At 52.2% G+C, this 25041-nt stretch carries 44 protein-coding genes; 2 read left to right on the forward strand and 42 right to left on the reverse strand.

Annotated features, from left to right (window positions below):
- Position 1 precedes the first annotated feature (1 nt).
- From rpsD to CWM57_RS27830, 27 genes are all read right to left on the reverse strand, one after another.
- Positions 2-622, reverse strand: coding sequence for a 30S ribosomal protein S4 (rpsD, locus tag CWM57_RS18200; protein ID WP_002919224.1), 621 nt, complete (start codon positions 620-622; stop codon positions 2-4).
- A 33-nt stretch (positions 623-655) separates the two neighbouring features.
- Positions 656-1045, reverse strand: coding sequence for a 30S ribosomal protein S11 (gene rpsK / locus CWM57_RS18205; protein WP_004388621.1), 390 nt, complete (start codon positions 1043-1045; stop codon positions 656-658).
- Between the two features lie 16 nt (positions 1046-1061).
- Entirely contained in the window at positions 1062-1418 is a 357-nt protein-coding gene (rpsM, locus tag CWM57_RS18210; protein ID WP_002919259.1) for a 30S ribosomal protein S13, read from the reverse strand.
- Positions 1419-1564: 146 nt separating this feature from the next.
- The gene (gene rpmJ / locus CWM57_RS18215) at positions 1565-1681 is read right to left on the reverse strand and encodes a 50S ribosomal protein L36 (RefSeq protein WP_000868187.1); all 117 of its coding nucleotides are present in this window, start codon (positions 1679-1681) and stop codon (positions 1565-1567) included.
- 33 nt (positions 1682-1714) lie between these two features.
- Entirely contained in the window at positions 1715-3046 is a 1332-nt protein-coding gene (gene secY, locus CWM57_RS18220; protein WP_008807050.1) for a preprotein translocase subunit SecY, read from the reverse strand.
- Positions 3047-3053: 7 nt separating this feature from the next.
- Positions 3054-3488, reverse strand: coding sequence for a 50S ribosomal protein L15 (gene rplO, locus CWM57_RS18225; protein WP_061153137.1), 435 nt, complete (start codon positions 3486-3488; stop codon positions 3054-3056).
- Between the two features lie 3 nt (positions 3489-3491).
- Positions 3492-3671: a 50S ribosomal protein L30 gene (gene rpmD / locus CWM57_RS18230; protein WP_001140434.1), complete on the reverse strand. Its 180-nt coding sequence runs from the start codon at positions 3669-3671 to the stop codon at positions 3492-3494.
- Positions 3672-3674: 3 nt separating this feature from the next.
- Positions 3675-4178, reverse strand: coding sequence for a 30S ribosomal protein S5 (gene rpsE / locus CWM57_RS18235; RefSeq protein ID WP_000940121.1), 504 nt, complete (start codon positions 4176-4178; stop codon positions 3675-3677).
- Positions 4179-4192: 14 nt separating this feature from the next.
- A complete protein-coding gene (rplR, locus tag CWM57_RS18240) occupies positions 4193-4546 on the reverse strand; it encodes a 50S ribosomal protein L18 (RefSeq protein WP_006817270.1) in 354 nt (117 codons plus the stop codon).
- Between the two features lie 9 nt (positions 4547-4555).
- Positions 4556-5089: a 50S ribosomal protein L6 gene (gene rplF, locus CWM57_RS18245; protein WP_008807049.1), complete on the reverse strand. Its 534-nt coding sequence runs from the start codon at positions 5087-5089 to the stop codon at positions 4556-4558.
- A gap of 12 nt (positions 5090-5101) precedes the next feature.
- Positions 5102-5494: a 30S ribosomal protein S8 gene (rpsH, locus tag CWM57_RS18250; protein WP_008807048.1), complete on the reverse strand. Its 393-nt coding sequence runs from the start codon at positions 5492-5494 to the stop codon at positions 5102-5104.
- Positions 5495-5527: 33 nt separating this feature from the next.
- Entirely contained in the window at positions 5528-5833 is a 306-nt protein-coding gene (gene rpsN / locus CWM57_RS18255) for a 30S ribosomal protein S14 (protein ID WP_002919667.1), read from the reverse strand.
- Between the two features lie 14 nt (positions 5834-5847).
- Entirely contained in the window at positions 5848-6387 is a 540-nt protein-coding gene (gene rplE / locus CWM57_RS18260; RefSeq protein WP_003031123.1) for a 50S ribosomal protein L5, read from the reverse strand.
- Positions 6388-6401: 14 nt separating this feature from the next.
- A complete protein-coding gene (rplX, locus tag CWM57_RS18265; RefSeq protein ID WP_003031122.1) occupies positions 6402-6716 on the reverse strand; it encodes a 50S ribosomal protein L24 in 315 nt (104 codons plus the stop codon).
- 10 nt (positions 6717-6726) lie between these two features.
- Entirely contained in the window at positions 6727-7098 is a 372-nt protein-coding gene (gene rplN / locus CWM57_RS18270; protein ID WP_002919748.1) for a 50S ribosomal protein L14, read from the reverse strand.
- 165 nt (positions 7099-7263) lie between these two features.
- Positions 7264-7518 carry a 30S ribosomal protein S17 gene (gene rpsQ, locus CWM57_RS18275; protein ID WP_004106347.1) on the reverse strand — a complete coding sequence of 85 codons (255 nt, stop codon included), beginning with the start codon at positions 7516-7518 and terminating at the stop codon, positions 7264-7266.
- The gene (gene rpmC / locus CWM57_RS18280) at positions 7518-7709 is read right to left on the reverse strand and encodes a 50S ribosomal protein L29 (protein WP_002919754.1); all 192 of its coding nucleotides are present in this window, start codon (positions 7707-7709) and stop codon (positions 7518-7520) included. Before rpmC ends, rpsQ begins: the two co-directional genes overlap by 1 nt.
- Complete coding sequence (gene rplP / locus CWM57_RS18285) at positions 7709-8119, reverse strand: 50S ribosomal protein L16 (RefSeq protein ID WP_002919759.1); 411 nt, start codon at positions 8117-8119, stop codon at positions 7709-7711. Before rplP ends, rpmC begins: the two co-directional genes overlap by 1 nt.
- Before the next feature lie 12 nt (positions 8120-8131).
- Positions 8132-8830: a 30S ribosomal protein S3 gene (gene rpsC / locus CWM57_RS18290; protein WP_002919766.1), complete on the reverse strand. Its 699-nt coding sequence runs from the start codon at positions 8828-8830 to the stop codon at positions 8132-8134.
- Between the two features lie 17 nt (positions 8831-8847).
- Positions 8848-9180, reverse strand: coding sequence for a 50S ribosomal protein L22 (gene rplV, locus CWM57_RS18295; RefSeq protein WP_002919773.1), 333 nt, complete (start codon positions 9178-9180; stop codon positions 8848-8850).
- Positions 9181-9194: 14 nt separating this feature from the next.
- Positions 9195-9473: a 30S ribosomal protein S19 gene (rpsS, locus tag CWM57_RS18300; RefSeq protein ID WP_001138115.1), complete on the reverse strand. Its 279-nt coding sequence runs from the start codon at positions 9471-9473 to the stop codon at positions 9195-9197.
- Positions 9474-9489: 16 nt separating this feature from the next.
- On the reverse strand, positions 9490-10311 hold the full coding sequence (rplB, locus tag CWM57_RS18305) for a 50S ribosomal protein L2 (RefSeq protein ID WP_002919786.1): 822 nt from the start codon (positions 10309-10311) through the stop codon (positions 9490-9492).
- A gap of 17 nt (positions 10312-10328) precedes the next feature.
- The gene (gene rplW, locus CWM57_RS18310) at positions 10329-10631 is read right to left on the reverse strand and encodes a 50S ribosomal protein L23 (protein ID WP_000617546.1); all 303 of its coding nucleotides are present in this window, start codon (positions 10629-10631) and stop codon (positions 10329-10331) included.
- Positions 10628-11233 (reverse strand): 50S ribosomal protein L4, encoded by a 606-nt coding sequence (rplD, locus tag CWM57_RS18315; RefSeq protein WP_002919794.1) that lies wholly within the window; start codon positions 11231-11233, stop codon positions 10628-10630. The genes rplW and rplD overlap by 4 nt, the downstream gene beginning before the upstream one ends.
- 10 nt (positions 11234-11243) lie before the next feature.
- Positions 11244-11873 carry a 50S ribosomal protein L3 gene (rplC, locus tag CWM57_RS18320; RefSeq protein ID WP_002919796.1) on the reverse strand — a complete coding sequence of 210 codons (630 nt, stop codon included), beginning with the start codon at positions 11871-11873 and terminating at the stop codon, positions 11244-11246.
- A 32-nt stretch (positions 11874-11905) separates the two neighbouring features.
- Positions 11906-12217, reverse strand: coding sequence for a 30S ribosomal protein S10 (gene rpsJ, locus CWM57_RS18325; RefSeq protein WP_001181005.1), 312 nt, complete (start codon positions 12215-12217; stop codon positions 11906-11908).
- 209 nt (positions 12218-12426) lie between these two features.
- Positions 12427-12585 carry a hypothetical protein gene (locus tag CWM57_RS27830; RefSeq protein WP_153242722.1) on the reverse strand — a complete coding sequence of 53 codons (159 nt, stop codon included), beginning with the start codon at positions 12583-12585 and terminating at the stop codon, positions 12427-12429.
- Between the two features lie 13 nt (positions 12586-12598).
- Here CWM57_RS27830 and CWM57_RS18330 point away from each other — a divergent pair, with 13 nt between their 5' ends.
- Complete coding sequence (locus CWM57_RS18330) at positions 12599-13084, forward strand: prepilin peptidase (protein ID WP_100676585.1); 486 nt, start codon at positions 12599-12601, stop codon at positions 13082-13084.
- Here the strand turns inward: CWM57_RS18330 and bfr are convergent.
- The 11 genes from bfr to fkpA all read right to left on the reverse strand — a co-directional run bounded on the left by bfr (position 13068) and on the right by fkpA (position 21284).
- Entirely contained in the window at positions 13068-13544 is a 477-nt protein-coding gene (gene bfr, locus CWM57_RS18335; protein ID WP_004206792.1) for a bacterioferritin, read from the reverse strand. The genes CWM57_RS18330 and bfr overlap by 17 nt on opposite strands.
- 73 nt (positions 13545-13617) lie before the next feature.
- Positions 13618-13812 carry a bacterioferritin-associated ferredoxin gene (gene bfd, locus CWM57_RS18340; RefSeq protein ID WP_004152415.1) on the reverse strand — a complete coding sequence of 65 codons (195 nt, stop codon included), beginning with the start codon at positions 13810-13812 and terminating at the stop codon, positions 13618-13620.
- Between the two features lie 179 nt (positions 13813-13991).
- Entirely contained in the window at positions 13992-15176 is a 1185-nt protein-coding gene (gene tuf, locus CWM57_RS18345; RefSeq protein ID WP_012540432.1) for an elongation factor Tu, read from the reverse strand.
- 69 nt (positions 15177-15245) lie between these two features.
- Entirely contained in the window at positions 15246-17360 is a 2115-nt protein-coding gene (gene fusA, locus CWM57_RS18350; protein ID WP_100631046.1) for an elongation factor G, read from the reverse strand.
- A 96-nt stretch (positions 17361-17456) separates the two neighbouring features.
- Positions 17457-17927 (reverse strand): 30S ribosomal protein S7, encoded by a 471-nt coding sequence (gene rpsG, locus CWM57_RS18355; RefSeq protein WP_008807044.1) that lies wholly within the window; start codon positions 17925-17927, stop codon positions 17457-17459.
- 96 nt (positions 17928-18023) lie between these two features.
- Positions 18024-18398 (reverse strand): 30S ribosomal protein S12, encoded by a 375-nt coding sequence (gene rpsL, locus CWM57_RS18360; protein WP_002920115.1) that lies wholly within the window; start codon positions 18396-18398, stop codon positions 18024-18026.
- A 124-nt stretch (positions 18399-18522) separates the two neighbouring features.
- Positions 18523-18810: a sulfurtransferase complex subunit TusB gene (gene tusB, locus CWM57_RS18365; RefSeq protein WP_008807043.1), complete on the reverse strand. Its 288-nt coding sequence runs from the start codon at positions 18808-18810 to the stop codon at positions 18523-18525.
- 7 nt (positions 18811-18817) lie between these two features.
- Positions 18818-19177 (reverse strand): sulfurtransferase complex subunit TusC, encoded by a 360-nt coding sequence (gene tusC, locus CWM57_RS18370; RefSeq protein WP_074387079.1) that lies wholly within the window; start codon positions 19175-19177, stop codon positions 18818-18820.
- Complete coding sequence (gene tusD / locus CWM57_RS18375) at positions 19177-19563, reverse strand: sulfurtransferase complex subunit TusD (RefSeq protein WP_074387078.1); 387 nt, start codon at positions 19561-19563, stop codon at positions 19177-19179. Before tusD ends, tusC begins: the two co-directional genes overlap by 1 nt.
- Positions 19563-20285, reverse strand: a complete 723-nt coding sequence (locus CWM57_RS18380; protein ID WP_002920130.1) for a transcriptional regulator — start codon at positions 20283-20285, stop codon at positions 19563-19565. Before CWM57_RS18380 ends, tusD begins: the two co-directional genes overlap by 1 nt.
- 168 nt (positions 20286-20453) lie before the next feature.
- A complete protein-coding gene (gene fkpA / locus CWM57_RS18390) occupies positions 20454-21284 on the reverse strand; it encodes an FKBP-type peptidyl-prolyl cis-trans isomerase (protein WP_008807040.1) in 831 nt (276 codons plus the stop codon).
- 222 nt (positions 21285-21506) lie between these two features.
- Between fkpA and CWM57_RS18395 the strand changes: the two genes are divergently transcribed.
- Complete coding sequence (locus tag CWM57_RS18395; protein ID WP_002920136.1) at positions 21507-21725, forward strand: protein SlyX; 219 nt, start codon at positions 21507-21509, stop codon at positions 21723-21725.
- A 58-nt stretch (positions 21726-21783) separates the two neighbouring features.
- On the opposite strand, the gene slyD is transcribed toward CWM57_RS18395, so the two are convergent.
- From slyD to kefG, 4 genes are all read right to left on the reverse strand, one after another.
- Positions 21784-22374 (reverse strand): peptidylprolyl isomerase, encoded by a 591-nt coding sequence (gene slyD / locus CWM57_RS18400; RefSeq protein ID WP_008807039.1) that lies wholly within the window; start codon positions 22372-22374, stop codon positions 21784-21786.
- Positions 22375-22467: 93 nt separating this feature from the next.
- A complete protein-coding gene (locus tag CWM57_RS18405; RefSeq protein ID WP_002920143.1) occupies positions 22468-22668 on the reverse strand; it encodes a YheV family putative zinc ribbon protein in 201 nt (66 codons plus the stop codon).
- Positions 22669-22679: 11 nt separating this feature from the next.
- Positions 22680-24485, reverse strand: a complete 1806-nt coding sequence (gene kefB, locus CWM57_RS18410) for a glutathione-regulated potassium-efflux system protein KefB (protein ID WP_100631045.1) — start codon at positions 24483-24485, stop codon at positions 22680-22682.
- The gene (gene kefG / locus CWM57_RS18415) at positions 24472-25035 is read right to left on the reverse strand and encodes a glutathione-regulated potassium-efflux system ancillary protein KefG (protein ID WP_100676286.1); all 564 of its coding nucleotides are present in this window, start codon (positions 25033-25035) and stop codon (positions 24472-24474) included. The genes kefB and kefG overlap by 14 nt, the downstream gene beginning before the upstream one ends.
- Positions 25036-25041: the final 6 nt, after the last annotated feature.

A 25041-nucleotide genomic window follows, 5' to 3' on the forward strand; every position in this document is an offset into this window, starting at 1 on the left:
TTTACTTGGAGTAAAGCTCGACGATCAGGTGTTCGTTAATGTCCGCAGACAGATCAGAACGCTCCGGCTGACGCTTGAACGTACCTTCCATCTTGCCAGCATCAACTTCCAGCCAGGTTGGCTTTTCACGCTGCTCAGCCAGCTCCAGAGCGGCTTTCACGCGAGATTGCTTTTTCGCTTTCTCACGAATGCTGACAACGTCATTCGCTTTAACCTGATAAGAAGCGATGTTAACAACACGACCGTTTACCATAATCGCTTTGTGGCTAACCAGCTGGCGTGCTTCAGCACGAGTGGCGCCGAAGCCCATACGGTATACAACGTTGTCCAGACGACCTTCCAGCAGAGCCAACAGGTTTTCACCGGTGTTGCCTTTCAGACGTGCTGCTTCTTTATAGTAGTTACGGAACTGACGCTCCAGCACACCGTACATACGGCGAACTTTTTGCTTTTCACGCAACTGCACACCATAGTCAGACAGACGCGGTTTACGCGCACCGTGCTGGCCAGGAGCTTGTTCAATTTTACACTTGGTATCGATCGCGCGAACGCCAGACTTAAGGAATAAGTCGGTGCCCTCACGACGGCTCAGCTTGAGCTTAGGACCCAAATATCTTGCCATTTTCTTTCTCCAACTAACCTGGAAAACGTAGCGTTATACGCGACGTTTCTTCGGCGGACGACAACCGTTATGAGGGATCGGAGTCACATCAGTAATATTAGTGATGCGGAAACCAGCGGCGTTCAGTGCACGAATGGTAGATTCGCGACCCGGACCCGGACCTTTGACCATAACTTCCAGATTCTTGATGCCGTATTCTTTTACGGCTTCTGCGCAACGCTCTGCTGCAACCTGAGCTGCAAACGGAGTGGATTTGCGAGAACCACGGAAACCGGAACCACCGGCTGTTGCCCAACCCAGTGCGTTACCCTGACGATCAGTAATAGTAACGATGGTGTTGTTAAAAGAAGCATGGATATGAGCCACGCCATCAGAGACTTGTTTTCTTACACGCTTACGTGCACGAACTGGTGCCTTTGCCATTATTCAATCACCCCGATTATTTCTTGATCGGTTTACGCGGACCCTTACGGGTACGTGCGTTGGTCTTGGTACGCTGACCGCGAACCGGAAGACCACGACGATGGCGTAAACCACGGTAGCAACCAAGGTCCATCAGACGCTTGATGCTCAGGGTGATTTCACGGCGCAGATCACCTTCAACGACAAATTTACCTACTGCTTCACGCAGAATATCAATTTGTTCTTCAGACAGCTCACTGATCTTAACATTTTCAGCGATGCCCGTTTCAGCGCAGATAGCTTTAGAACGGGTTTTGCCGATACCGAAAATAGCGGTTAAAGCGATTACGGTATGTTTGTGATCAGGAATGTTAATGCCTGCTATACGGGCCACTATGCACTCCTACTATTTAATATGTACGTACCATGCTGAAAAGCCCGTTTTCAGGATACTCAAATGGAAACGTACAGACATACAAAAGATTGGCTGGCTAATCTAGCCAGCTCAATCCAACTTTGCAAGAAAAATATGCGAATAAATCAGCCTTGGCGCTGTTTATGCTTCGGCTCGGCACTGCAAATCACACGGATGACGCCATCACGCTTAACGATTTTGCAGTTACGGCATAATTTCTTGACGGAAGCACGAACTTTCATTTTTACTCTCCGTAACTTCTCGGGCGACCAGTTTTAACGGCCGTAGCCTTTCAGGTTCGCCTTCTTCAATGCAGACTCATACTGACTGGACATCATCAGAGTTTGCACTTGAGCCATAAAGTCCATAATCACGACAACAACGATAAGCAGCGATGTCCCACCGAAGTAGAACGGCACTTTCATCGCGTCACGCATGAACTCCGGGATCAGGCAGATAAAAGTAATATACAACGCACCAACCAGAGTCAGGCGAGTCATCACTTTATCGATATACTTCGCCGTTTGCTCTCCCGGACGAATTCCTGGTACAAATGCACCGGACTTCTTCAGGTTATCTGCTGTTTCACGCGGGTTGAAAACCAACGCCGTGTAGAAGAAACAGAAGAAGATGATTGCAGACGCATAGAGTAACACATAAAGCGGTTGCCCAGGCTGCAAATACAGCGAAATTGTTGTCAGCCAGTTCCAACCAGTACCACCCCCGAACCATGACGTGATGGTTGCCGGGAACAGTATAATACTGGAAGCGAAGATTGCCGGGATTACCCCCGCCATATTCACTTTCAGCGGTAAATGTGTGCTCTGTGCAGCATAGACACGACGACCCTGCTGCCGTTTCGCGTAGTTTACCACAATGCGGCGTTGACCACGTTCAACGAATACAACAAAGAAGGTCACTGCAAATACTAATACTGCAACCAACAGCAACAGGAGGAAGTGCAGGTCGCCTTGACGCGCTTGCTCGATAGTATGGGCGATGGCCGGCGGGAGTCCCGCAACGATCCCGGCGAAGATCAGGATCGAGATACCGTTACCGATACCGCGCTCAGTGATCTGTTCGCCGAGCCACATCAGGAACATAGTCCCTGTGACCAGACTTACAACAGCGGTGAAATAGAATGCAAAGCCTGGATTAATCACCAGGCCCTGCATACCAGGCATATTCGGCAGACCGGTAGCAATACCGATCGACTGGAATATCGCCAGCACCAGAGTACCGTAGCGGGTGTACTGGCTGATCTTACGACGACCAGACTCCCCTTCTTTCTTCAGCTCTGCCAGCGGTTGGTAAACCACCGTCAGCAGTTGCACGATGATAGATGCCGAGATGTACGGCATAATCCCCAGTGCAAAGATAGAAGCACGGCTGAGAGCACCACCAGAGAACATGTTGAACATTTCAATGATGGTGCCTCGCTGTTGCTCAAGCAGTTTGGCAAGTACAGCGGCATCAATACCAGGGATCGGAATAAAAGAGCCAATACGGAACACTATCAGCGCACCGACCACAAACAGAAGTCTGCGTTTCAGCTCGCCAAGGCCACCTTTGGCACTTTGAAAATCTAATCCCGGTTGTTTAGCCATCTGCTACTTATTCCTCAATTTTACCGCCAGCAGCTTCGATAGCAGCACGAGCACCTTTAGTCACACGCAGGCCACGAACAGTTACCGGACGAGCTACTTCACCAGACAGGATCACTTTCGCGAACTCGATCTGGACGCCGATAATGTTAGCCGCTTTCAGCGCGTTCAGGTCTACTACATCGCCTTCTACGTGAGCCAGATCGGAGAGACGGATCTCTGCGGTGATCATCGCTTTACGAGAAGTGAAGCCGAATTTCGGCAGACGACGGTACAGAGGCATCTGACCACCCTCGAAACCGCGACGTACGCCACCGCCAGAACGAGACTTCTGACCTTTGTGACCACGACCACCGGTTTTACCGAGGCCAGAACCGATACCACGACCCAGGCGTTTACCCGCCTTTTTGGAGCCTTCGGCCGGAGACAGAGTATTTAAACGCATCTCTTACTCCTCAACTTTAACCATGAAGGAAACCGCGTTGACCATACCACGAACAGCAGGAGTATCCTCGCGCTCTACGGTGTGACCAATACGACGCAGACCCAGGCCAAGCAGTGTTGCCTTGTGTTTCGGCAGACGACCGATTGCACTGCGGGTTTGAGTAATTTTAATAGTCTTTGCCATGGTTTATTTCCCCAGAATTTCTTCAACGGATTTACCACGCTTGGCAGCGACCATTTCTGGAGAATTCATATTTTCCAGGCCATCAATAGTTGCACGAACCACGTTGATCGGGTTGGTGGAACCGTATGCTTTAGCCAGAACGTTATGAACCCCAGCAACTTCCAGAACGGCGCGCATTGCACCACCGGCGATGATACCGGTACCTTCGGAAGCTGGCTGCATGAATACACGAGAACCCGTGTGAACACCTTTAACCGGGTGTTGCAGGGTGCCGTTGTTCAGCGCGACGTTAATCATATTGCGACGGGCTTTTTCCATCGCTTTCTGGATCGCTGCTGGAACTTCACGCGCTTTACCGTAACCAAAACCAACGCGACCGTTACCATCGCCAACAACAGTCAGAGCTGTGAAGGAGAAAATACGACCACCTTTAACGGTTTTAGATACGCGGTTTACCGCGATCAGCTTTTCCTGCAGTTCGCCAGCTTGTTTTTCGATGTGAGCCATCTTACACCTCTACCTTAGAACTGAAGGCCAGCTTCACGGGCAGCATCTGCCAGTGCCTGGACACGACCATGATATTGGAACCCGGAACGGTCAAAGGAAACATCTTTGATGCCTTTTTCCAGAGCGCGTTCAGCAACAGCTTTACCCACAGCTGCGGCCGCGTCTTTGTTACCGGTGTACTTCAGTTGTTCAGAGATAGCTTTTTCTACAGTAGAAGCAGCTACCAGAACTTCAGAACCATTCGGAGCAATTACCTGTGCGTAAATATGACGCGGGGTACGATGTACCACCAGGCGAGTTGCACCCAGCTCCTGGAGCTTGCGGCGTGCGCGGGTCGCACGACGGATACGAGCAGATTTCTTATCCATAGTGTTACCTTACTTCTTCTTAGCCTCTTTGGTACGCACGACTTCGTCGGCGTAACGAACACCCTTGCCTTTATAAGGCTCAGGACGACGGTAGGCGCGCAGATCTGCTGCAACCTGGCCGATCACCTGCTTATCAGCGCCTTTCAGCACGATTTCAGTTTGAGTCGGACATTCTGCAGTGATACCGGCCGGCAGCTTGTGTTCAACAGGATGAGAGAAACCTAAAGCCAGGTTTACTACATCCCCTTTAACCGCTGCACGATAGCCTACACCAACCAGCTGAAGCTTTTTAGTGAAGCCTTCGGTAACACCGATAACCATTGAGTTCAGCAGGGCACGCGCGGTACCAGCCTGAGCCCATCCGTCTACGTAACCATCACGCGGACCGAAGGTCAGAGCATTATCTGCATGTTTAACTTCAACAGCATCGTTGAGAGTACGAGTCAGCTCGCCATTTTTACCTTTGATCGTAATAACCTGACCGTTGACTTTAACATCAACGCCGGCAGGAACAACGACCGGTGCTTTAGCAACACGAGACATTTTTTCCTCCGATTAGGCTACGTAGCAGATAATTTCGCCACCAAGACCAGCCTGGCGCGCTGCACGATCAGTCATAACACCTTTAGAGGTAGAAACAACTGCGATACCCAGACCCGCCATAACTTTCGGCAGCTCATCTTTACGTTTGTAGATGCGCAGACCTGGGCGGCTGACACGCTGAATGCTTTCTACAACAGCTTTACCCTGGAAATACTTAAGAGTCAGTTCCAGTTCCGGCTTGATGTCGCCTTCAACTTTAAAATCTTCAATAAAGCCTTCTTCCTTCAGCACGTTGGCAATTGCCACTTTCAGCTTGGAGGAAGGCATGGTGACCGCAGCTTTATTCGCGGCCTGACCGTTACGGATACGGGTCAGCATATCCGCGATCGGATCTTGCATGCTCATCTGTCTTTACTCCCGTGATTCAATTGGTGACAATTACCAGCTAGCCTTTTTCAGACCCGGGATTTCACCGCGCATAGCGGCTTCACGGACCTTAATACGGCTCAACCCGAACTTCCGCAGGAAACCATGCGGACGACCTGTTTGACGGCAGCGATTACGCTGACGAGACGGGCTGGAATCACGCGGCAGAGTCTGCAGCTTGAGAACAGCGTTCCAACGATCTTCGTCGGTTGCGTTCACATCAGAGATGATAGCTTTCAGTTCAGCGCGTTTAGCGAAGAATTTATCAGCTAAAGCCACGCGCTTTACTTCGCGTGCTTTCATTGATTGCTTAGCCATTAAGTAACCCTACCTTACTTGCGGAACGGGAAGTCAAAGGCAGCCAGCAGAGCGCGGCCTTCTTCATCAGATTTCGCAGTAGTGGTAATGGTAATATCCAAACCACGAACGCGGTCGACTTTATCGTAGTCGATTTCTGGGAAGATGATCTGCTCACGGACACCCATGCTGTAGTTACCACGACCGTCGAAAGACTTAGCGGACAAGCCACGGAAGTCACGGATACGCGGTACAGCAATAGTGATCAGGCGCTCAAAGAACTCCCACATGCGCTCGCCGCGCAGAGTTACTTTACAGCCGATCGGATAGCCCTGACGGATTTTGAAGCCTGCAACTGATTTGCGTGCTTTGGTGATCAGCGGTTTTTGACCGGAGATTGCTGTCAGGTCAGCTGCTGCGTTATCCAGCAGTTTCTTGTCAGCGATCGCTTCACCAACACCCATGTTCAGGGTGATCTTCTCGACCCGAGGGACTTGCATGACAGAATTGTAGTTAAACTCAGTCATGAGTTTAGCGACTACTTCGTCTTTGTAGTAATCATGCAGTTTCGCCATCGTACTACTCCAAATTACTTGATAGTTTCGCTGTTAGACTTGAAGAAACGGACTTTTTTGCCGTCTTCGAATCTAAAGCCTACACGGTCAGCCTTGCCGGTTGCCGCGTTGAAGATAGCAAGGTTAGAGATCTGAATAGCTGCTTCTTTCTCTACGATGCCGCCTGGTTGGTTCAGGGCCGGAACCGGCTTCTGATGTTTCTTAACCAGGTTGATACCTTCAACAATGACCTTGCCGGAAGACAGGACATTTTTTACTTTACCGCGTTTACCTTTATCTTTACCGGTTAACACGATAACTTCGTCATCACGACGGATTTTAGCTGCCATGATTCGCTCCTTAGAGTACTTCTGGTGCCAGAGAGATAATTTTCATGAACTTCTCGGTACGAAGTTCACGAGTTACCGGCCCAAAAATACGCGTACCGATAGGCTGCTCGCTGTTATTGTTAAGAATAACGCATGCATTACCATCGAAGCGAATGACAGAACCGTCCGGGCGACGAACACCCTTCTTGGTGCGCACCACTACCGCCTTCAGCACATCACCTTTTTTGACCTTACCACGCGGAATTGCTTCCTTGATGGTGATCTTGATGATGTCGCCTACGCCTGCGTAGCGACGGTGCGAGCCACCCAGAACCTTGATACACATTACGCGACGTGCACCGGAGTTGTCGGCGACGTTCAGCATAGTCTGTTCTTGGATCATTTTAGTGCTCCGCTAATGTCAACTACTACTGAGACCCGAAAATTAGGGTCGTTAAAAAGCCCCATATCGAGGGCGCGGCATTATAACACCACAAACCAGATATGGGTAGAAAAAATAAACGGCTCATCGCTGAGCCGTTTATCCGTATCGAGAATGCGTACTCTATTACAGAACCGCTTTCTCTACAACGCGAACCAGCGTCCAGGACTTAGTCTTGGACAGCGGACGGCATTCGCGGATTTCAACCACGTCACCGATACCGCATTCGTTGTTCTCGTCATGTACGTGCAGTTTGGTCGTACGTTTGATGAATTTGCCGTATACCGGGTGTTTCACCATACGTTCGATAGCAACAACAATGGATTTCTCCATTTTGTCGCTAACTACGCGACCTTGCAGAGTACGGATTTTATCGGTCATTACGCACCCGCCTTCTGAGTCAGTAAAGTCTTAACGCGTGCAACATCACGACGCACTTGCTTCAGCAGATGAGTCTGTTGCAGCTGGCCACTTGCAGCCTGCATACGCAGGTTGAACTGCTCACGCAGCAGGTTCAGCAGCTCAGCGTTCAGCTCTTCAACGCTTTTTTCACGCAGCTCTTTTGCTTTCATTACATCACCGTCTTAGTTACAAAGGTGGTTTTGATCGGCAGTTTCGCTGCTGCCAGGCCGAATGCTTCACGGGCCAGCTCTTCCGGTACGCCGTCCATTTCATACAGGACTTTACCCGGCTGAATCAAGGCAACCCAGTACTCCACGTTACCTTTACCTTTACCCATACGAACTTCCAGCGGCTTCTCGGTGATCGGTTTGTCCGGGAATACACGGATCCAGATCTTACCTTGACGCTTAACTGCACGGGTCATAGCACGACGTGCTGCTTCGATCTGACGGGCAGTCAGACGACCACGGCCAACAGCTTTCAGACCGAAAGTGCCGAAGCTAACATCCGTACCCTGCGCCAGACCACGGTTGCGGCCTTTGTGCACTTTACGGAATTTTGTACGCTTTGGTTGTAACATCAGCGACGCTCCTTATTTACGGCCTTTACGCTGCTGCTTTTTAGGTTGAGCAGCCGGTTCCGGTTGTTCAACAGCAGCCATACCACCCAGGATCTCACCTTTGAAGATCCATACCTTAACGCCGATTACACCGTAAGTGGTGTGCGCTTCAGAGGTGTTGTAGTCGATGTCAGCACGCAGAGTGTGCAGCGGTACGCGACCTTCACGGTACCATTCGGTACGTGCGATTTCCGCGCCGCCCAGACGGCCGCTAACTTCAACTTTGATACCTTTAGCGCCCAGACGCATTGCGTTCTGTACAGCACGCTTCATCGCACGACGGAACATAACGCGACGTTCCAGCTGAGAAGTGATGCTGTCAGCAACCAATTTAGCGTCCAGTTCAGGCTTACGAACTTCGGCAATATTGATCTGTGCAGGTACGCCAGCGATATCCGCTACGACCTTGCGCAGTTTTTCTACGTCTTCGCCTTTCTTACCGATAACGATACCCGGGCGAGCAGTGTGAATGGTCACACGGATGCTCTTAGCCGGACGCTCGATAACGATGCGAGATACAGACGCTTTAGCCAGTTCTTTTGTCAGGAACTGACGTACTTTAAAATCGCTGTCCAGGTTGTCAGCGAATTCTTTGGTGTTCGCGAACCAGGTAGAGTTCCATGGTTTGACAATACCCAGGCGAATACCATTAGGATGTACTTTCTGACCCATTGCTAGTCTCCAGAGTCTCAGCGATCGGACACAACCACAGTGATGTGGCTGGTGCGCTTCAGGATGCGATCTGCACGACCTTTAGCACGCGGCATAATGCGCTTCATGCTCGGGCCTTCGTCTACGAAAATTTTCGCAACTTTCAGATCATCAATGTCAGCGCCATCGTTGTGTTCAGCGTTAGCAATGGCAGATTCCAGTACCTTCTTGACCAGTACAGCAGCTTTTTTGTTGGTGTAGGTCAGAATATCCAGGGCCTGCGACACTTTCTTACCGCGAATCAGGTCAGCTACGAGGCGAACCTTCTGAGCAGAAGAACGAGCATGGCGATGTTGAGCTAAAGTTTCCATCTCTTCCTCCTACCTTATTTCTTCTTCGCTTTTTTATCAGCAGCGTGGCCGCGATAAGTACGAGTCGGTGCGAATTCACCCAGTTTGTGACCAACCATTTCGTCGGAAACAAAGACTGGAACGTGCTGACGACCATTATGGACAGCGATGGTCAAACCGATCATGTTAGGAAAGATCGTTGAACGACGGGACCAAGTGCGCAGGGGCTTCTTGTCTCCGCTTTCCACCGCTTTCTCTACCTTCTTCAGCAAGTGCAGGTCAATAAAAGGACCTTTCTTGAGAGAACGTGGCATGGCTTATCCTCTAAAATTATTTGCTACGGCGACGTACGATGAATTTATCAGTACGCTTGTTGCTGCGGGTCTTCTTACCTTTGGTCTGCAGGCCCCACGGGGATACCGGGTGCTTACCAAAGTTACGACCTTCACCACCACCATGTGGGTGGTCTACTGGGTTCATCGCAGTACCGCGAACGGTAGGACGAACACCACGCCAGCGTGCAGCACCTGCTTTACCCAGAACGCGCAGCATATGCTCAGCATTGCCAACTTCGCCCAGAGTAGCGCGGCAGTCTGCTTCGACTTTACGCATTTCACCAGAACGCAGACGCAGGGTGACATAAGCACCATCACGAGCAACGATCTGAACGTAAGTACCAGCGGAACGTGCCAGCTGACCGCCTTTACCTGGTTTCATTTCTACGTTATGAACGGTAGAACCAACCGGGATATTGCGCATCGGCAGGGTGTTGCCTGCTTTGATTGCAGCATCAACGCCAGACTGAATCTGGTCACCAGCTTTCAGGCCTTTCGGGGCCAGGATGTAACGGCGCTCGCCGTCTTTGTACAGAACCAGCGCGATGTTCGCGGAGCGGTTCGGATCGTACTCAAGACGTTCAACAACTGCCGGGATACCATCTTTGTTGCGTTTGAAGTCAACAATACGGTAAGCCTGCTTGTGGCCACCACCGATATGACGGGTGGTGATACGGCCATTGTTGTTACGACCACCGGATTTGCTGTTTTTTTCCAGCAACGGAGCAAAAGGTTTGCCCTTGTGCAGCTCTGGGTTAACCACTTTAACGACGTGGCGACGACCCGGAGATGTCGGTTTACATTTAACAACTGCCATTGTATTACTCCTCCGACTTACTCAGCGCCGCCAACGAAGTCCAGATTCTGGCCTTCTTTCAGGGTGACGTAAGCTTTTTTCCAGTCGCTACGACGACCGATACGCTGTCCGTGACGTTTAACTTTCCCTTTAACAACCAGGGTGTTAACGACTTCGACTTCGACTTCAAACAGTTTCTGCACAGCAGCTTTGATTTCTGCTTTGGTCGCGTCTTTAGCAACTTTGAGAACGATGGTGTTTGTTTTTTCCATCGCAGTAGACGCTTTTTCAGAAACGTGCGGTGCGCGCAGCACCTTCAGCAGACGTTCTTCACGAATCATGCCAGCATCTCCTCAACTTGCTTAACAGCATCAGCAGTCATTACGACTTTGTCGAAGGCGATCAGGCTAACCGGGTCGATACCGTTCGCATCACGTACGTCAACCTTGTGCAGGTTACGTGCGGCCAGGAACAGGTTCTCGTCCAGCTCACCGGTGATGATCAGCACATCTTCCAGAGCCATGTCTTTCAGTTTCTGTGCCAGCAGCTTAGTTTTCGGCGCTTCAACAGAGAACTTCTCGACAACGATCAGACGATCCTGACGTACCAGTTCGGACAGAATGCTTTTCAGCGCGCCGCGGTACATCTTCTTGTTAACTTTTTGACTGTGGTCCTGCGGACGAGCAGCGAAGGTCACGCCACCGGAACGCCAGATCGGGCTCTTGATAGAACCAGAACGCGCACGGCCGGTACCTTTCTGGCGCCACGGTTTTTTACCGGAGCCAGTGATTTCAGCACGAGTCTTCTGAGCACGAGTGCCCTGACGCGCACCAGCTGCATAAGCAACAACAACCTGGTGAACCAGCGCTTCGTTGAAATCACGACCGAAGGTAGTTTCGGAAACAGTCAGCGCGCTCTGCGCGTCTTTCAATACTAATTCCATTGCTATCTCCTCACGCCTTCACAGCTGGTTTAACGATCAGGTCGCTACCGGTAGCACCCGGGACAGCACCTTTAACCAGCAGCAGGTTGCGCTCAGCGTCAACACGTACTACGTCCAGGCTCTGAACGGTTACACGCTCATTACCCAGCTGACCTGCCATTTTCTTGCCTTTGAACACTTTGCCCGGAGTCTGGTTCTGACCGATAGAACCCGGAACGCGGTGAGACAAGGAGTTACCGTGAGTAGCGTCCTGGGTACGGAAGTTCCAGCGCTTAACGGTACCAGCAAAACCTTTACCTTTAGAGGTACCGGTTACGTCAACTTTTTTAACGTCAGCAAACAGTTCAACGCTAATGTTCTGACCTACGGTGAATTCTTCGCCGTCAGCAAGACGGAATTCCCACAGACCACGGCCAGCTTCAACGCCAGCTTTAGCGAAGTGACCCGCTTCCGGCTTGGTTACACGGTTAGCTTTTTTAGCACCGGTGGTAACCTGGATTGCGCGGTAGCCATCGTTAGCCAGGTCTTTAACCTGAGTAACGCGGTTTGCTTCAACTTCGATTACGGTTACTGGGATAGATACGCCATCTTCAGTGAAGATGCGGGTCATGCCCACTTTTTTACCGACTAAACCAATCATTGTTTCAACCTCTCAATCGCTCGATGACCTGATTAACCCAGGCTGATCTGCACGTCTACACCGGCAGCCAGATCCAGACGCATCAGAGCATCAACGGTTTTTTCAGTTGGCTCAACGATGTCAACCAGACGCTTGTGAGTGCGAATCTCGTACTGATCACGCGCGTCTTTGTTGACGTGCGGGGAGATCAGAACGGTAAAGCGCTCTTTGCGGGTCGGCAGCGGGATCGGACCACGGACTTGCGCACCAGTGCGCTTAGCAGTCTCGACGATTTCCGCGGTTGATTGATCGATCAGACGATGATCAAACGCTTTAAGGCGGATACGGATTCTTTGGTTCTGCATGAGACCAGAGCTCCAATTATTTTATAGACGAAATGATTACTCCTCATACCCATTACGATTGATGGGAGAGTGTAACCGTTCTTACATAGTCCCCCGATTGGGGACATTGTTTGATAGCAAAAAGCACTATCAGGGTTCATATCGAACCGGCTGTCAACTTTGACAGGCCCGCGCATTATACGCAAATTCTGGCACGACGCAAGCGCTGTTTAGAAAATCATCACCGGGATTTGCGCGTCTTCGCGATAGTGCGCTGTGCAAGCGCCGTAACGCTGCCAATAAATCCGCAAAGCGCCATCCACTCTCGAAAATTGCATTTTGCCCTGCGCCGAGCCGATAAGCATAGTGAGGCCATGTTCATTGCTCATCGCGGGGTAACCTATGCTCGCCGCCCTCCCCTTCTTACTGTGCTATAGCGGATTGACGCTAGCATTGTGTCAACAGGACCTGTGTTACGGCTTGCTGCCAGACCGTTTCACCTGTCCCCTGCTATGGAGCGGCTTGCTTTTTTATCTCTGTCTGGCGCCGCATCAGCTCAACGAGGCTGTCTGGGGAGCACTAGCCGGCTATCTCTCGTTTGCCGCCCTTTATTGGCTATACCGCAGGGTCCGTGGGCATGAAGGATTAGGCTATGGCGATATAAAATATCTCGCCGCCCTTGGGGCCTGGCATGGCTGGCGAATGCTGCCGCAGTTGGTGCTGGTAGCGTCATTGCTCGCTGGCATGGCGTGGGTGATATTGGGACTGTCCGCCAGGTGCGGCGGCAACAGGAAATGGGAAAAGAATAACCCGCTGCCATTTGGGCCATTTCTGGCGGCAGCAGGTTTCTGGTGCGGGTGGCAAACGCTGGCTAATCTGACACTTTGATCTGCGACTGCAGGTAATTCTGCAGGCCAATTTTGCCAATCAGATCGAGTTCGGTTTCCAGCCAGTCGATATGGCCTTCTTCATCCGCCAGGATCTCAATCATCATATCGCGGCTGACATAGTCATGTACGCTGTCGGCATAGGCGATCGCTTCACGCAGGTTTTGCGCGCCTTCCAGCTCCAGGCGTAAATCTGACTGCAGCATCTCTTCCACATCTTCACCGATGCCAAGTTTGCCGAGATCCTGCAGATTAGGAATGCCTTCGAGGAAAAGAATACGCTCGATGTACTTATCGGCGTGCTTCATTTCATCAATTGATTCGTGGTACTCAATATCGTTGAGGCGCATCAGACCCCAGTTTTTGAACATTCTCGCATGGAGAAAGTACTGATTGATTGCGACCAGCTCATTTCCCAATAATTTATTGAGATAACTTATGATTTTGACATCACCTTTCATTATATAGTCCCTCCGCTTCCACTTATTGAAGCGTAGTCCGGCCTATAGGGATGTCAAAAGAGAAGCGCGGACTTCAGGCGATTTCTTTGAATTCCGGCATGGTGGTTAATTCATCTTCCATCACTTCACGTGCAGCTCGAACACACTTACCGCATTGATTTCCAACGGGAACAAACTTACGTAATTGCTGAAAAGATTGCGGTTGAAACTGGCGAACAACCTGGCGAATTTTTTTATCGCTAACGCCATTGCACAAACAAACGTACATATAAACTCCCGTTCAATTTATGCACAAATATTAAATGAGAATAGTTATGATTACAATAGACCATTTGCGCATTATCCGCCGCAGCGCACGTTATGAATAGTGTGTTGTACACGTTATTTCGCGGAACTGCGCGCAGCAAAAAGGGCGCCGAAGCGCCCTTTTTATTCGAAGCTAACGAATTAGCCCAGAACTTTAGCTACAACGCCCGCGCCAACGGTACGGCCGCCTTCACGGATTGCGAAACGCAGACCGTCGTCCATCGCGATCGGGTGGATCAGGGTAACAACCATTTTGATGTTGTCGCCCGGCATAACCATCTCTACGCCTTCCGGCAGTTCGATGGTGCCAGTCACGTCAGTAGTACGGAAGTAGAACTGCGGACGGTAGCCTTTGAAGAACGGAGTATGACGGCCGCCTTCGTCTTTGGACAGGATGTACACTTCAGATTCGAACTTGGTGTGCGGCTTGATGCTGCCCGGCTTAGCCAGTACCTGACCACGTTCGATTTCTTCACGTTTGATACCACGCAGCAGAACACCAACGTTCTCACCAGCACGGCCTTCGTCCAGCAGTTTGCGGAACATTTCAACGCCAGTACAGGTGGTTTTCGCGGTGTCTTTGATACCAACGATTTCAACTTCTTCACCGACTTTGATGATACCGCGCTCTACACGACCGGTAACAACGGTACCACGACCGGAGATGGAGAATACGTCTTCGATCGGCAGCAGGAACGGCTTGTCAATCGCACGCTCTGGTTCCGGGATATAGGTATCCAGGTGGCCAGCCAGTTCGATGATTTTCGCTTCCCACTCTGCGTCGCCTTCCAGCGCTTTCAGAGCAGAACCACGAACGATCGGGGTGTCGTCGCCCGGGAAATCGTACTGAGACAGCAGTTCACGAACTTCCATCTCAACCAGTTCCAGCAGCTCTTCGTCATCAACCATGTCGCATTTGTTCAGGAACACGATGATGTACGGAACGCCTACCTGACGACCCAGCAGGATGTGCTCACGAGTCTGCGGCATCGGGCCGTCAGTCGCAGCAACAACCAGGATCGCGCCGTCCATCTGCGCAGCACCGGTGATCATGTTTTTAACATAGTCGGCGTGGCCCGGGCAGTCTACGTGCGCGTAGTGGCGAGTCGGGGTGTCATATTCAACGTGAGAAGTGTTGATGGTGATACCACGAGCTTTTTCTTCCGGCGCGTTATCGATCTGGTCGAATGCACGAGCAGAACCACCGTAGGTTTTAGCCAGAACGGTAGTGATGGCAGCAGTCAGGGTAGTTTTACCATGGTCAACGTGGCCGATAGTACCAACGTTGACGTGCGGTTTTGTACGTTCAAATTTTTCTTTAGACACGGCTATATTCCTTACTATAGTGCTCTCCCCACCGGAGAGAGCACGGGACTTAGGTTTTAATCCTGTGGATTATTTACCACGGGCTTCAATAACGGCCTGAGCAACGTTGTTCGGCGCATCATCATACTTCAGGAATTCCATGGTGTATGATGCACGACCTTTGGTCAGAGAACGCAGCTGAGTTGCATAACCGAACATTTCGGACAGCGGTACTTCAGCGTGGATCTTAACGCCGGTTACTTCGGATTCCTGACCGCGCAGCATACCGCGACGACGGCTCAAGTCACCGATAACATCACCAGTGTTCTCTTCCGGAGTTTCTACTTCAACCTTCATGATCGGCTCAAGCAGAACTGGTTTTGCTTTCTTAAAGCCTTCTTTAAAGGCAATAGACGCAGCCAGTTTAAACGCCAGCTCAGAGGAGTCAACGTCGTGGTAAGAACCGAAGTGCAGACGGATACCCATATCAACTACCGGGTAACCTGCCAGCGGACCAGCTTTCAGCTGTTCCTGGATGCCTTTATCAACGGCCGGGATGTATTCGCCAGGAATTACACCACCTTTGATGTCGTTGATGAACTCGTAACCTTTCGGGTTAGAGCCCGGCTCCAGCGGGTACATGTCGATCACAACGTGACCGTACTGACCACGACCACCAGACTGCTTGGCGTGTTTACCTTCGATATCGGTAACTTTCGCGCGAATCGCTTCACGGTAAGCAACCTGAGGTTTACCAACGTTCGCTTCAACGTTGAATTCACGCTTCATACGGTCAACGATGATGTCGAGGTGCAGCTCACCCATACCAGCGATGATGGTCTGGTTAGACTCTTCGTCAGTCCATACACGGAATGACGGGTCTTCTTTAGCCAGACGACCCAGAGCCAGACCCATTTTTTCCTGGTCAGCTTTGGTTTTCGGCTCAACGGCGATGGAGATTACCGGCTCAGGGAATTCCATACGCTCCAGAATGATCGGCGCATCCGGGTCACACAGGGTGTCACCAGTGGTTACGTCTTTCAGACCGATAGCAGCAGCGATGTCGCCCGCGCGAACTTCTTTGATCTCTTCACGTTTGTTAGCGTGCATCTGAACGATACGACCGAAACGCTCACGTGCAGTTTTCACGGAGTTCAGTACGGTATCACCAGAGTTAACCACACCGGAGTACACACGGAAGAAGGTCAGGTTACCCACGAACGGGTCGGTAGCGATTTTGAACGCCAGTGCAGAGAACGGCTCTTCGTCGCTTGCGTGACGCTCAGCCGGAGTATCTTTACCGTCGTCCAGAATACCGTTGATTGCCGGAACATCGACCGGGGATGGCAGGTAATCAATTACCGCATCCAGCATCGCCTGAACACCTTTGTTCTTGAACGCAGAACCGCAGGTTACCAGGATGATTTCGTTGTTCAGAACGCGCTGACGCAGAGCTTTTTTGATCTCTTCTTCAGTCAGTTCTTCACCACCCAGGTATTTTTCCATCAGCTCTTCGGAAGCTTCCGCAGCGGACTCGATCAGGTTCTGGTGCCATTCGTCAGCCAGGTCCTGCATTTCAGCCGGGATATCTTCGTATTCGAAGGTAACGCCCTGGTCGGCATCGTTCCAGTTGATGGCTTTCATTTTCACCAGGTCAACAACACCGGTGAAACCTTCTTCAGCACCAATCGCCAGCTGCAGCGGAACCGGGTTCGCGCCCAGACGGGATTTGATCTGACCAACAACTTTCAGGAAGTTCGCACCCATGCGGTCCATTTTGTTAACGAACGCAATGCGCGGAACTTTATATTTGTTTGCCTGACGCCATACGGTTTCAGACTGCGGCTGAACACCACCAACTGCGCAGTAAACCATTACCGCACCATCAAGAACACGCATGGAACGTTCTACTTCGATAGTGAAGTCAACGTGCCCCGGGGTGTCGATGATGTTTACACGGTGCGGTTCATACTGCTTAGCCATACCAGACCAGAATGCAGTAGTCGCAGCGGAAGTGATGGTGATACCACGTTCCTGCTCCTGCTCCATCCAGTCCATGGTAGCGGCGCCGTCATGAACTTCACCGATTTTGTGGTTTACACCGGTGTAGAACAGAATACGTTCGGTAGTAGTGGTTTTACCGGCGTCGATGTGCGCACTGATACCGATGTTACGGTAGCGTGCGATGGGTGTTGTACGAGCCATTTGATTCCTCGTTTATTTCTTTAGGCGTTCAGTTAAGTTATCCAGAGCGGGCGACTCATCTGAAGCGCCCGCCTGGTGACTATGACTCCGAAGGGATTACCAACGGTAGTGTGCGAACGCCTTGTTGGCTTCGGCCATACGGTGAACGTCTTCACGTTTCTTAACTGCAGTACCTTTGTTGTCTGCAGCATCAGTGAGTTCGTTCGCCAGGCGCAGAGCCATGGATTTATCACCGCGTTTACGAGCAGCTTCAACGATCCAACGCATTGCCAGAGCATTACGACGAACCGGACGAACTTCAACTGGAACCTGATAAGTAGAACCACCAACGCGGCGAGACTTAACTTCTACAGTCGGGCGCACGTTGTCGAGAGCGACTTCGAAAGCTTCCAGTTCATTTTTACCAGAGCGCTGAGCCAGGGTCTCCAGCGCGCTGTATACGATTGCTTCTGCAGTAGATTTTTTACCATCTACCATCAGGATATTGACAAATTTAGCCAGCAGTTCTGATCCGAACTTCGGATCCGGCAGAATTTTACGCTGACCAATGACGCGACGACGTGGCATGGAAATACTCCGTTGTTAATTCAGGATTGTCCAAAACTCTAAGAGTTTAGTATGACATTAAGGTAAATCAGTTTGGCCTTACTTAACGGAGAACCATTAAGCCTTAGGACGCTTCACGCCGTACTTGGAGCGAGCCTGCTTACGGTCTTTAACGCCGGAGCAGTCAAGCGCACCACGAACGGTGTGGTAACGAACACCCGGAAGGTCTTTAACACGACCGCCACGGATCAGGATCACGGAGTGCTCCTGCAGGTTGTGACCTTCACCACCGATGTAGGAGGTGACTTCGAAACCGTTAGTCAGACGCACACGGCAAACTTTACGCAGTGCGGAGTTCGGTTTCTTAGGAGTGGTGGTATATACGCGAGTACATACGCCACGTTTCTGCGGGCAGGCTTCCAGCGCAGGCACGTTGCTCTTTGCAACTTTGCGTGCGCGTGGTTTGCGTACCAGCTGGTTAATTGTTGCCATTAAATAGCTCCTGGTTTTAGCTTTTGCTTCGTAAACACGTAATAAATCGCCTCATATAATATGAGGACGCAGAATTTTAGGGCGGTGCCGAAAAGGTGTCAAGAAATATACAACGATCCCGCCATCACCAGGCCAACTGACCGGCATGTTTTACCGTGAGTCTGACGAAATCAGTATAGCTAACCCTACCGACACTGTCCGCAATTTGACCAGCCAACCCGCGGGCGTCAACGTCGTCTTGCAGCACATAGAGGGTTATGGGGGCGGATTGCAGGATCTCAAGGAAGCGACCGCCGGCGATGGCCGCCGTGACGCCATCAGACAGCAATAACAGATCGTCGCCGTGATCCATCACGCGAAGCATTGCTGCGATATCGGCATGCCAGGGAGAAACACTGAGCGTATGGAGCATGGGGACCTCAGAAACGCAAAATCACATCAAATTCATGCAGACGGGCGCGCAGGGTATCCGGCGCCAGGCATTCGACATCCACCGCCCACGGAGTAGCGGGGTCCAGACCGCGCTCCCGCGCGGAGTCGGCACACAGCCAGCACTGATCGATGTCATACAGTGACAGCAGTTTAAAGGTGGCTATGTAGTCGCGAGCCAGCACTGCACCCGGCCGTTGATCGGGCAGCAGTTGAAAAACGCCGTCGCCGACAAAAAATACGCCAATCTCGTCGGTAAGCGCGGAGGTGGCGAGTAACGCATCGAGGCCTTCCCTGCCGGCGGCGCTACCGTGCGGCGCGGAGGAAAAAACAAAAGCTACACGTTTCATCAGAACTGTACCATCCGATCGCAAGTGAGCGCGGCTTCCGCCAGCGCACCGAGCCCGCTAAGCGTGAAACCCGGCTGCAAATTGTGGCTGGCCAGCGCGAGCTGTTGCGCTTCACGTTCGTCCGTTACGCCTCGACGTAAGGCAGCCGCCACGCAGATGTGCAATGCCACACCTTGTTCATCGTGCAGTGACTGCCATGCGCGCACCAGATCGAACTCATCGCTGGCGGGCGCCGTCAGCTGATTAGCGTTGAGTACGCCTTCGCGATAGAAAAAAACACATGCCAGTTCATGACCTTCCTGCAAAACGGCCTGGGCAAACTGCCAGGCGCTGCTTGCCTGCTGCGTCCCATAGGCAGGGCCAGTCACCGTAATGGCAAAACGCATTACTTATCCAGCCCCTGGAAATCGCCGCTCTTGAACTGGCGGATATAGAGGTAGACGGTGTGCTTGGAGATGTTCAGACGATCGGCCACCTGGTTAATGGCGTCTTTGATATCGAAGATCCCTTTTTCATAGAGATTCAGCACGATTTGGCGGTTTTTCGCATTATTAGACACGCTGCGATCGGCATTCACCTCTTCAATGGTGAATTCCAGCGTCTGCGCGACCAGATCGTCAACCGAGGAAGCAAAGTTCACCGGTGAGTTGACCTCCGGCGTTTCTGGCGGAATAAAGGTGCTCATGATCTGGGAAAACGGAACATCCAGATTCATGTTGATGCACAGCAGACCAATCACCCGATGATCGCGGTTGCGAATGGCAATCGTCACCGACTTCATCAGTACGCCGCTTTTGGCGCGGGTGAAGTAGCATTTGGAAACGCTGCTATCGGCGCCAGTCATATCGTGCAGCATGCGCAGCGCAAGATCGGTAATCGGTGAACCGATTTGGCGGCCGGTATGTTCACCATTGGCGATACGAATGGCAGAGCATTTAAGATCCTGCAAAGAATGCAGCACGATTTCACAGTGCGAACCGATGAGCATCGCCAACCCGTCCACCACCGCTTCATAAGATTTAAGAATATCGAAATCGGTCTGGTCAAAGGGACGTTGATCCAGCAGGTCAAGCTCGCTGGTTTCGTTGGTTAAAAGCGACCTGGACATGAAAAAAAGCACTCCTTTTCAGGAGCCTGTCGTTATTGTCAGGGCAGGCTCATCATCATTATTAAGCTATCTAAAGTAATACAGCGCCTGAGGATCTTTCCAGTTTTAATTATATCTGCGCTCAATAAAAAAGCCGCCGCCTCTGACGAGACGGCGGCCTGAACTCGATTACTTCTTAGCGTCAGCGTTCGCGTCTGCGGCTTTCGCTTCGCCAGCGGCTTCCGGCTGTGCATCTGCCTTCGGCGCCGGTTTGATATCCAGCAGTTCTACGTCAAAGACCAGCGTAGAGTTGGCCGGGATCCCCGGAACGCCGGTTTTGCCGTACGCCAGATCCGGTGGAATGACCAGCTTGATTTTACCGCCTTTCTTGATGTTCTTCAGGCCTTCCGTCCAGCCCGGGATCACGCCGTCCAGGCGGAAAGAGAGCGGCTCACCACGGGTATAAGAGTTATCAAACTCTTTACCATCGATCAGGGTGCCTTTGTAGTTAACGACCACAGTGTCGCTGTCTTTCGGCGCATCACCAGTGCCTTCTTTCTCGACTTTATACAGCAGGCCAGTTTTCGAGGTTTTCACGCCCTTCTCTTTAGCAAAGCTATCGCGGAAGGTTTTGCCTTTGGCTTCGTTCTCAGTTGCGTCTTTTTCCATTTTCTGCTGAGCCGCGGTCTTCACGCGCGTTTCAAAGGCCTGCAGAGTCTGTTCGATCTCCTGGTCGGACAGCTTGCTCTTGTCGGCAAACGCGTCCTGTACGCCGGCGATCAGCTGGGCTTTGTCCAGCTTGATGCCCAGCTTTTCTTGTTCTTTCAGGGAGTTTTCCATGTAACGCCCCAGGGACGCGCCCAGCGCATAGGCGGATTTCTGATCGTCATTTTTAAATGCCGATTTACTCTCAGCCGCTGGGGCTGCCTTCGCCGCCGTATCTGCAGCAAAGGTCAGCGGTGCGTTCAGGGCGACGGCCATTGTGGTCGCCAGCAGCGTTACTTTAAACAGTGATTTCATCCATTTCTCCAGGGCCGGGGCCTCTCACCCCAGGGTTATCGTAAAAAGCAAAAAACGTACTATAGAACGTTGCCGTTAAAATCTACATACGGACGTTCCTGAATATCGCCTCTTTTAGGACTATTTTTGTATGAATAAGTTTCCTGTCAGACGCAGCGATGCTGCGCGAAAAGAGAAACTTAAGTAGAATCCGCTCGCAGGATCAGACTAAAGAGGTTACCCATGCACGATAGCACATTAGAAACGCGCCTTGCAGAGCTGGAAAGCCGGCTGGCGTTTCAGGAAATCACCATCGAAGACCTCAATAAAACCGTGACCGCCCACGAGATAGAGATGGCGAAGATGCGGGAGCATATGCGTCTGATGATCGAGAAACTGAAGGCGACGCAACCGTCCCATATCGCCTCTCAGGCAGAAGAGACGCCGCCGCCGCATTATTGAGACGTAAAAAAAGCGGGTTTCCCCGCTTTTTTTGGCTATCCGCGCGAACGCGACGCCATTAGTGGCAACCGCAACCACCGTTACCGCAACCACCTTTGCCGTGTTCATGGTCGTGACCATGATCGTGGCCGTGGCCGCCGCAGCAACCGTCATGACCGTGGTCATGATCGTGATCGTGGCCATGAGCGCCATGCACGTGACCATGCTCCAGCTCTTCAGCCGTTGCTTCACGGATAGCGACAACTTCCACATTGAACTTCAGGTTCTGGCCAGCCAGCATGTGGTTGCCATCAACCACAACGTGGTCGTCTTCAACTTCAGTGATTTCTACCGGTACTGGACCCTGATCGGTCTCCGCCAGGAAGCGCATGCCAACCTGCAGTTCATCAACGCCCATAAAGACGTCTTTCGGTACACGCTGCACCAGGTTTTCGTCATACTGGCCGTAAGCGTCGTTAGCGCCGACAGCTACGTCAAATTTGTCGCCCACTTCGTGGCCATCCAGCGCGTTTTCCAGGCCGGAAATCAGGGAGCCGTGACCATGCAGGTAATCCAGCGGCGCGCTTACCGGAGACTCATCAACCAACACACCGTCTTCTGTACGTACCTGATAGGCCAGGCTGACCACCAGGTCTTTTGCTACTTTCATGATATCTCCTGAGATGGGAAGAATAGTGGCGCAGATTGTAGCGGAATTCTGCAGCCGTGTACCCTCTAGCTTAAAAAAAGCCGACGGATAACGCTAGTCGGGATGAAAAATGCCAATCACCTGCTCCTCTTTGCGTACATGCTCGCGGGCCTCTTTATCCGCCTCACGCATTTGGTGACCGCACTTAACGCATTCAACGACATCGACATTATTCTCACGCCACATCGCCAGCGAATCCTGCGCCTGGCACGCCGGACATTTCGCCCCGGCAATAAAACGTTTACGTACTGCCATATGATTTACCTTTATTCAAACTCGTCCCAGCCGTCCAGCTGCCGGCTTTCTTTCTGCATTTCACGCTGAAAAATCTCTTCCAGTTCGCGTCGGGCTTCCCGCACGCGAGATATCTGTACCGTATCAGTATGCACCGGCATTAACTCACGCAGCATTCGCATATCGAGCCGTCGGAAGTGCAGCTGCGCGCGCTGCGCCTGGTGAGGATGCATGCCCAGGGTGATAAGCGCTTTCCGCCCCAGCTCCAGCGCACTGGAGAAAGTTTCACGAGAAAACTGCGTCACGCCGGCCTGCAGCAGCTCATGCGCCTCAACGCGGCCGCGTGCGCGGGCCAGAATATGCAGATGTGGAAAGTGTTGTTGACACATTTCCACCAGCCGCATGGTGTCTTCCGGCTCATTACAGGTGATGACGATCGACTGCGCCTCTTCCGCACCTGCCGAGCGCAGCAGCTCCAGCTGGGTGGCATCGCCAAAATAGACTTTATAGCCATAATTGCGCATCAGATTCACCGCGCTGATGTCCCGCTCCAGCACCGTAATACGCATCTTATTGGCCATCAGCAGGCGGCCGATGACCTGACCAAAGCGACCAAACCCGACAATAATCACCTGCGGCTTGTCATCCTCCACCCACGGCGCCTCATCGGTATCGTCCGCTGGATTCAGCCGTCGCGACAATAGCCTATCTATCCCCTTCATCAGCAGCGGCGTCGTCATCATCGACAACGTCACCGCCACCAACAGCAGCGCCATCTGGTCATGCTGGAACAACCGCTGAGAGGCGGGCAACGAAAAGAGGACAAAGGCGAACTCGCCGCCCTGGCTTAATACGCCCGCGAACTGCATCCGCTCTGAACTTCGCAGGCCATAGAGGCGGGCCAGGAGATAGAGCACCAGCATTTTTACCGCCACCAGCACCGCCACGCTCACCGCCACCCACAGCAGATGGGTGTACAGCACGCCAAGGTTCAACGCCATGCCGACGGAGATAAAGAACAGCCCGAGCAGCAGCCCCTTGAACGGATCGATAGCGATTTCCAGTTCGTGGCGATACTCGCTTTCCGCCAGCAGCACGCCGGCAATAAAGGTACCCAGCGCCATCGACAGCCCCAGCGCCTCCATAAACAGCGCAGACCCAAGAACCAGCAGCAGCGTGGCGGCAGTAAACACTTCCCTGACCCCCGAGCTGGCGATAAAGCGGAACACCGGCCGCAGCAGATAACGTCCGCCAATCAGCATCCCGGCAAAGGCCAGGACCTTCATGCCGACCGTCAGCCAGTTAACATGCTCCTCCGCTGAACCGGCCAGCAGGGGCACCAGCGCCAGCGCCGGGATCACTGCCAGATCCTGAAACAGCAGCACCGAAAAGCCTAATTGCCCCGACTCACTACGGCTCATTCCCTTCTCACGCATCAGCTGCAGCGCCATGGCGGTGGAAGACATCGCCAGGCCGATCCCGCCGACCACCGCCGCCTGCCATGAAAACCCGGTCGTCATCAGCAGACCGCCGAGGATCGCCGCGCTGAGCATCACCTGCGCCGCGCCAACGCCGAAGATGGAGCTCCGCAGCCGCCATAACTTGGCCGGATTAAGCTCCAGGCCGATGATAAACATCAGAAACACTACGCCGAGCTCAGAGAAATGGAGAATCTCATCCACATCGCTGATAAACCCAAGTCCCCACGGACCAATCGCAATCCCGGCCAGCAGATAGCCCAGCACCGCGCCAATACCCAGTCTTGAGGCCAGAGGGACGGCAATAACGGCGGCGAACAAAAACAGAACGCCCGCCAGCAGCAAATCAGATCCCGCCATGTATACCTCCGGCGGCGATGGGGTTGGCCAGCCAGTCCCGGTAGGCCCGGGCGCGGCTAAGCAGCTCCTCTGGCTGTTGCCGCCGGGCCCAGTAGACAATAATGGGACTCATCCAGTGCATACGGCACATGCCGGCGGTCAGTTCAAAAGGACGTAAAATTTCGTTCATCGGATAGCGATTGGCATCGCGACGGTAGGCGCTCTCAGGTTCGCCGGTGGTGATCACACTACGCCAGTACTTTCCCGCCAGCTCGTTCCCTCCGGCACCGCTGGCGAAGCCGCGGCTCAACACACGATCCAGCCACTCCTTGAGCAGCGCCGGACAGCTCCAGGTATATAAAGGATGCTGGAAAACAATCACCTCATGCTGGCGCAGCAGGTCCTGTTCATGAGCGATATCGATAAAAAAATCCGGATAGTGCGCGTAAAGATCGTGCACGGTGACGTTCGGCAACTGTAAGGCCGGCTCTAATAAAACCCGGTTGGCCACGGAATCATGAGATTCTGGGTGGGCATACAGCAGCAACACTTTCGCTGTCTGAGACATCATTCCCCT

This window comes from Klebsiella sp. G-Nf4 (genome assembly GCF_002810615.1).
In the GTDB taxonomy this organism is placed as follows: domain Bacteria; phylum Pseudomonadota; class Gammaproteobacteria; order Enterobacterales; family Enterobacteriaceae; genus Klebsiella; species Klebsiella variicola.

Coding starts and splice junctions, on each gene's coding strand:
- rpsD (WP_002919224.1), bottom strand. CDS start 622: ATGGCAAGATATTTGGGTCCTAAGCTCAAGCTGAGCCGTCGTGAGGGC.
- rpsK (WP_004388621.1), bottom strand. CDS start 1,045: ATGGCAAAGGCACCAGTTCGTGCACGTAAGCGTGTAAGAAAACAAGTC.
- rpmJ (WP_000868187.1), bottom strand. CDS start 1,681: ATGAAAGTTCGTGCTTCCGTCAAGAAATTATGCCGTAACTGCAAAATC.
- secY (WP_008807050.1), bottom strand. CDS start 3,046: ATGGCTAAACAACCGGGATTAGATTTTCAAAGTGCCAAAGGTGGCCTT.
- rplO (WP_061153137.1), bottom strand. CDS start 3,488: ATGCGTTTAAATACTCTGTCTCCGGCCGAAGGCTCCAAAAAGGCGGGT.
- rpmD (WP_001140434.1), bottom strand. CDS start 3,671: ATGGCAAAGACTATTAAAATTACTCAAACCCGCAGTGCAATCGGTCGT.
- rpsE (WP_000940121.1), bottom strand. CDS start 4,178: ATGGCTCACATCGAAAAACAAGCTGGCGAACTGCAGGAAAAGCTGATC.
- rplR (WP_006817270.1), bottom strand. CDS start 4,546: ATGGATAAGAAATCTGCTCGTATCCGTCGTGCGACCCGCGCACGCCGC.
- rplF (WP_008807049.1), bottom strand. CDS start 5,089: ATGTCTCGTGTTGCTAAAGCACCGGTCGTTGTTCCTGCCGGCGTTGAT.
- rpsH (WP_008807048.1), bottom strand. CDS start 5,494: ATGAGCATGCAAGATCCGATCGCGGATATGCTGACCCGTATCCGTAAC.
- rpsN (WP_002919667.1), bottom strand. CDS start 5,833: ATGGCTAAGCAATCAATGAAAGCACGCGAAGTAAAGCGCGTGGCTTTA.
- rplE (WP_003031123.1), bottom strand. CDS start 6,387: ATGGCGAAACTGCATGATTACTACAAAGACGAAGTAGTCGCTAAACTC.
- rplX (WP_003031122.1), bottom strand. CDS start 6,716: ATGGCAGCTAAAATCCGTCGTGATGACGAAGTTATCGTGTTAACCGGT.
- rplN (WP_002919748.1), bottom strand. CDS start 7,098: ATGATCCAAGAACAGACTATGCTGAACGTCGCCGACAACTCCGGTGCA.
- rpsQ (WP_004106347.1), bottom strand. CDS start 7,518: ATGACCGATAAAATCCGTACTCTGCAAGGTCGCGTAGTTAGCGACAAA.
- rpmC (WP_002919754.1), bottom strand. CDS start 7,709: ATGAAAGCAAAAGAGCTGCGTGAAAAAAGCGTTGAAGAGCTGAACGCT.
- rplP (WP_002919759.1), bottom strand. CDS start 8,119: ATGTTACAACCAAAGCGTACAAAATTCCGTAAAGTGCACAAAGGCCGC.
- rpsC (WP_002919766.1), bottom strand. CDS start 8,830: ATGGGTCAGAAAGTACATCCTAATGGTATTCGCCTGGGTATTGTCAAA.
- rplV (WP_002919773.1), bottom strand. CDS start 9,180: ATGGAAACTTTAGCTCAACATCGCCATGCTCGTTCTTCTGCTCAGAAG.
- rpsS (WP_001138115.1), bottom strand. CDS start 9,473: ATGCCACGTTCTCTCAAGAAAGGTCCTTTTATTGACCTGCACTTGCTG.
- rplB (WP_002919786.1), bottom strand. CDS start 10,311: ATGGCAGTTGTTAAATGTAAACCGACATCTCCGGGTCGTCGCCACGTC.
- rplW (WP_000617546.1), bottom strand. CDS start 10,631: ATGATTCGTGAAGAACGTCTGCTGAAGGTGCTGCGCGCACCGCACGTT.
- rplD (WP_002919794.1), bottom strand. CDS start 11,233: ATGGAATTAGTATTGAAAGACGCGCAGAGCGCGCTGACTGTTTCCGAA.
- rplC (WP_002919796.1), bottom strand. CDS start 11,873: ATGATTGGTTTAGTCGGTAAAAAAGTGGGCATGACCCGCATCTTCACT.
- rpsJ (WP_001181005.1), bottom strand. CDS start 12,217: ATGCAGAACCAAAGAATCCGTATCCGCCTTAAAGCGTTTGATCATCGT.
- CWM57_RS27830 (WP_153242722.1), bottom strand. CDS start 12,585: ATGAGCAATGAACATGGCCTCACTATGCTTATCGGCTCGGCGCAGGGC.
- CWM57_RS18330 (WP_100676585.1), top strand. CDS start 12,599: ATGCTCGCCGCCCTCCCCTTCTTACTGTGCTATAGCGGATTGACGCTA.
- bfr (WP_004206792.1), bottom strand. CDS start 13,544: ATGAAAGGTGATGTCAAAATCATAAGTTATCTCAATAAATTATTGGGA.
- bfd (WP_004152415.1), bottom strand. CDS start 13,812: ATGTACGTTTGTTTGTGCAATGGCGTTAGCGATAAAAAAATTCGCCAG.
- fusA (WP_100631046.1), bottom strand. CDS start 17,360: ATGGCTCGTACAACACCCATCGCACGCTACCGTAACATCGGTATCAGT.
- rpsG (WP_008807044.1), bottom strand. CDS start 17,927: ATGCCACGTCGTCGCGTCATTGGTCAGCGTAAAATTCTGCCGGATCCG.
- rpsL (WP_002920115.1), bottom strand. CDS start 18,398: ATGGCAACAATTAACCAGCTGGTACGCAAACCACGCGCACGCAAAGTT.
- tusB (WP_008807043.1), bottom strand. CDS start 18,810: ATGCTCCATACGCTCAGTGTTTCTCCCTGGCATGCCGATATCGCAGCA.
- tusC (WP_074387079.1), bottom strand. CDS start 19,177: ATGAAACGTGTAGCTTTTGTTTTTTCCTCCGCGCCGCACGGTAGCGCC.
- tusD (WP_074387078.1), bottom strand. CDS start 19,563: ATGCGTTTTGCCATTACGGTGACTGGCCCTGCCTATGGGACGCAGCAG.
- CWM57_RS18380 (WP_002920130.1), bottom strand. CDS start 20,285: ATGTCCAGGTCGCTTTTAACCAACGAAACCAGCGAGCTTGACCTGCTG.
- fkpA (WP_008807040.1), bottom strand. CDS start 21,284: ATGAAATCACTGTTTAAAGTAACGCTGCTGGCGACCACAATGGCCGTC.
- CWM57_RS18395 (WP_002920136.1), top strand. CDS start 21,507: ATGCACGATAGCACATTAGAAACGCGCCTTGCAGAGCTGGAAAGCCGG.
- slyD (WP_008807039.1), bottom strand. CDS start 22,374: ATGAAAGTAGCAAAAGACCTGGTGGTCAGCCTGGCCTATCAGGTACGT.
- CWM57_RS18405 (WP_002920143.1), bottom strand. CDS start 22,668: ATGGCAGTACGTAAACGTTTTATTGCCGGGGCGAAATGTCCGGCGTGC.
- kefB (WP_100631045.1), bottom strand. CDS start 24,485: ATGGCGGGATCTGATTTGCTGCTGGCGGGCGTTCTGTTTTTGTTCGCC.
- kefG (WP_100676286.1), bottom strand. CDS start 25,035: ATGATGTCTCAGACAGCGAAAGTGTTGCTGCTGTATGCCCACCCAGAA.